Genomic DNA, 3276 nt, shown 5'->3' with positions numbered 1-3276 from the left:
GACGTTGTTGACCACCTTATTATTGCCAAGTCACAATTTGCAGCGCTGAGTCAGGCCAGCTGTGATGTCGGTATGCATAACTTTGGCTCCTCCGCTAAGTCTCTGGAGGTGCTCAAGATGGTTGAGCCTGACATGATACGTCTGGCACATAACTATGTACAAGATATCGATAAGACGGAAAATTTTGAGACTCTCAAAGCTTTGGTAAACAATACCAATCAGCTCAATGTAGAGGTGTTAATGCCTTATATCGAGGACGCAGCAACGATGTCAGTGGCTTGGAGTGTGGGCGCGCGCTATCTACAAGGCTATTATCTACAAGAACCCAAAGAAACTATCGAGATGACGAGTTCGTCATAATAATATGTTTTGCTCGCTCTTTTGTGACCATATTCTAAAAGCGTTTACCATTTGCATCGGTGGACGCTTATTGTTTTAAGTATAATAAGTAAATCTGCTTAACCGCAGCCCTCTGTTTTATCCCCAAACTAAAGACTATAACCCATGCATTTTGCTATGCGTGCAATGAGCGCGACTACTCTTGCCCTATTATCCCTCATCGGTTGTGAGCCTGCGCCGCCCGCGGATATGCGCGCGCCTGTGACTTTGCCGCTATACACACAAGGGGACGCGATTGCAGGCGCACTGATATATAAAGAGGCTTGCGCCCAGTGTCATCAGCTAACCCCAGGGCTGAACAAAAAAGGCCCGCAGCTTATGAATGTTTATGGCGCAAAAGCGGCAATGCTAGCTGATTATGACTATAGCGAAGCTTTGAGAAAATCAGATTGGGTATGGGACGCGGACACTTTAGATCCCTACATCGCTGATGCCGAAAAAGCAATGCCTGGCTCCAAAATGCTAGCCGACCCGATGCCAGATAGTAAAGAGCGCGCGGATGTGATCGCTTATGTGTCGACGCTGCGTGCCAGTGCGACTAGTAGCAATGCGACTGATACCGATGCAACTGAAGCGGTAGATACTGATAACGTTGAGCAGTCAGCTGATGACGGGGTCGACGTGCTAGAGGGCGCGCAGCATAAACCTGCCGCAGATTTTGGATAGCTTGTATACATGGCCCAGTTATTGCTACAAAATTAATTAAGTGTGTGATAAAAATATAGGACACTTGTTTTATTATGATAGCTAAAGTGCTATAAAAATATTCTTATAACAAAGCTGATTATTCCTTATGTCTCAAAGCCATGCTCGTCACCTGTCTGCTACTGCTCACTTGACTACTTTTGATACAACTACTGATAGTACCAGTAGAACCACACCTGACTATGCCAGCAATCAGCAGCGTATCGCGCACCTACTTAGTCAGCTTAATAAAGTGGTACTGGACAAGCCGCAAGTGGTTAAGCTTGCGCTTAGTTGCGTGCTGGCAGGTGGTCATTTGTTGCTGCAAGATTTGCCCGGTATGGGCAAAACGACCCTCGCTCAGGGCCTTGCGCAATTGCTCGGTTTGAGCTTTAGCCGCGTGCAGTTTACCAATGATATGCTGCCTGCCGATATTTTGGGCATGAGTATTTATGATCAAAGCAAGCTTAGCTTTGAGTTTCGACCTGGTCCTATCTTTACCCAACTGCTACTCGCTGATGAGATCAACCGCTCTAGCCCCAAGACCCAAAGCGCGCTACTTGAGGCCATGGAGGAGCGCCAAGTCACCCAAGATGGTCAAACTTATACTTTGCCCAAGCCGTTTTTTGTGATTGCTACGCAAAACCCATTACAACAAGCGGGCGTCTATCCGCTGCCAGAGTCACAGCTGGATCGGTTTTTGATGTGCTTATCTTTGGGCTATCCGTCGCCTGCAGCAGAGCGTGCATTACTGCAAGGTCAAGATCGCCGCGCGCTGCTTAATAGCTTAGCCGCCGTACTTGATACCGAAGCGGTGCTACTGGCTATCGAGGGCGTAGAGCAAGTGTTTGTCGCAGATGTGGTACTCGATTATTTGCAGCGTTTGGTCGCAAAAACCCGTAGCAGTCAAGACTATCATGGTCTCTCACCGCGCGGCGTGTTATCCCTTAAGCGCGCCGCCCAAGCGTATGCTTATGTGTCTGGTCATAGCGAGACCACGCCTGAGGATATTCAAGCAGTATTTGCCGCAGTCACCGATCATAGGCTCGGCCAGCGCTTTATCCCAGCGCATATCATCAGTGGACAAGCGCCGCAAACTATGGCTGAGCGTATTATGGCGGCAGTGCCAGTCATCGTTTAACATGCTTACTTTTAGATAAAGGTGGTTATGAGTCTTTTGCCGCGCGCCTTAACTTCACCAATCAAAACCGCATCCACCCGCTGGTTTGCTAAGCGCGCGCCAAGAAGTGATAACGCCACTCTTAATCTGCGTAATGTCTATATTTTTTTTAGTCGTGAAGGGATGCTGTTTGCGGTGCTATTGCTCATTACCTTTATCGCCGGTATCAACTACGGCAACAATTTGGTGCTGGGGCTGTGTTTTTATTTGATTAGCGTCTGGCTCATCAGCTTTCATGTCACCTTTGCTCATATATCAGGATTGCAGATACGCTTGCTTGACGTCACGACCGCCGAGGTAGGCGCGCCTGTATGGGTCACTTTGCAACTGCGTAGCGAGAGCCGCCAGCCTAGACGCCAACTGGCCTTTGAGTTTGAGCAAAAGCGCGCCGCAACAAAAGCGTCGCAACCAGCAGAGCCATTGCTTATCGCTAGAGTAGACGGTGAGCAAATCATACGCCTACCTATTTATACCGATACTCGTGGTCAGCTTGAGCTACCAAGGCTTGTGATCAAGACCACTTATCCTTTGGGTATTATGCGCGCTTGGTCTTACGTCTATTTTGCGCGTCATGCTTGGGTGTATCCCAAGCCACAAGCCTTTGATTGGCAAGCAAAGTATCTAGCACTTAGCCAAGATGATGTGCAAGCAGGCGGGCAATATGTGCAAGGGCAAGATGACTTTGATCGCCTAGATACTTATATCGCAGGTGAGTCGCTAGCACGGGTCTCTTGGGGTCATGTAGCGCGTGGGCAGGGTATGTTTACCAAACATTTTGCTGATCCCGTTGGCGCTGAGCAAACGCTAGATTATGCCGATATGCCAGCAGCTAACCATGAGCAAAAACTGGCGCAACTGGCGTACGGTGCGCTGACTTTAGGTCAGCTTGGTGTACCGTTTGAGATGCAACTGCCCAATGAAATCTCTATCGATGTCAATCAGCAAACGGGCACTGGAGCAGGCAACGCTTTTGCACAAGCGTGCTTGCTTCGGTTGGCAAAAGCGCCATGACT

At 48.8% G+C, this 3276-nt stretch carries 4 protein-coding genes; all 4 read left to right on the top strand.

The window, feature by feature from the left end; genetic code table 11:
* Positions 1–360, top strand: a 360-nt coding sequence (locus ACTXGO_RS11535; protein WP_443574597.1) for an EAL domain-containing protein, incomplete at its 5' end; no start/stop codon positions are given.
* Positions 361–504: 144 nt separating this feature from the next.
* The gene (locus ACTXGO_RS11530) at positions 505–1065 is read left to right on the top strand and encodes a c-type cytochrome (protein WP_443574595.1); all 561 of its coding nucleotides are present in this window, start codon (positions 505–507) and stop codon (positions 1063–1065) included.
* Between the two features lie 127 nt (positions 1066–1192).
* A complete protein-coding gene (locus ACTXGO_RS11525) occupies positions 1193–2224 on the top strand; it encodes an AAA family ATPase (RefSeq protein WP_443574594.1) in 1032 nt (343 codons plus the stop codon).
* A 27-nt stretch (positions 2225–2251) separates the two neighbouring features.
* Positions 2252–3274 carry a hypothetical protein gene (locus tag ACTXGO_RS11520; protein ID WP_443574592.1) on the top strand — a complete coding sequence of 341 codons (1023 nt, stop codon included), beginning with the start codon at positions 2252–2254 and terminating at the stop codon, positions 3272–3274.
* Positions 3275–3276 lie beyond the last annotated feature (2 nt).

The sequence above is a fragment of the Psychrobacter sp. T6-1 genome, assembly GCF_052258445.1.
This window is presented reverse-complemented; position numbering and strand designations above follow the sequence as displayed.

Excerpts from the sequence above, each read along its gene's own strand:
- ACTXGO_RS11530 (WP_443574595.1), top strand. The coding sequence starts at position 505 with ATGCATTTTGCTATGCGTGCAATGAGCGCGACTACTCTTGCCCTATTA.
- ACTXGO_RS11525 (WP_443574594.1), top strand. The coding sequence starts at position 1,193 with ATGTCTCAAAGCCATGCTCGTCACCTGTCTGCTACTGCTCACTTGACT.
- ACTXGO_RS11520 (WP_443574592.1), top strand. The coding sequence starts at position 2,252 with ATGAGTCTTTTGCCGCGCGCCTTAACTTCACCAATCAAAACCGCATCC.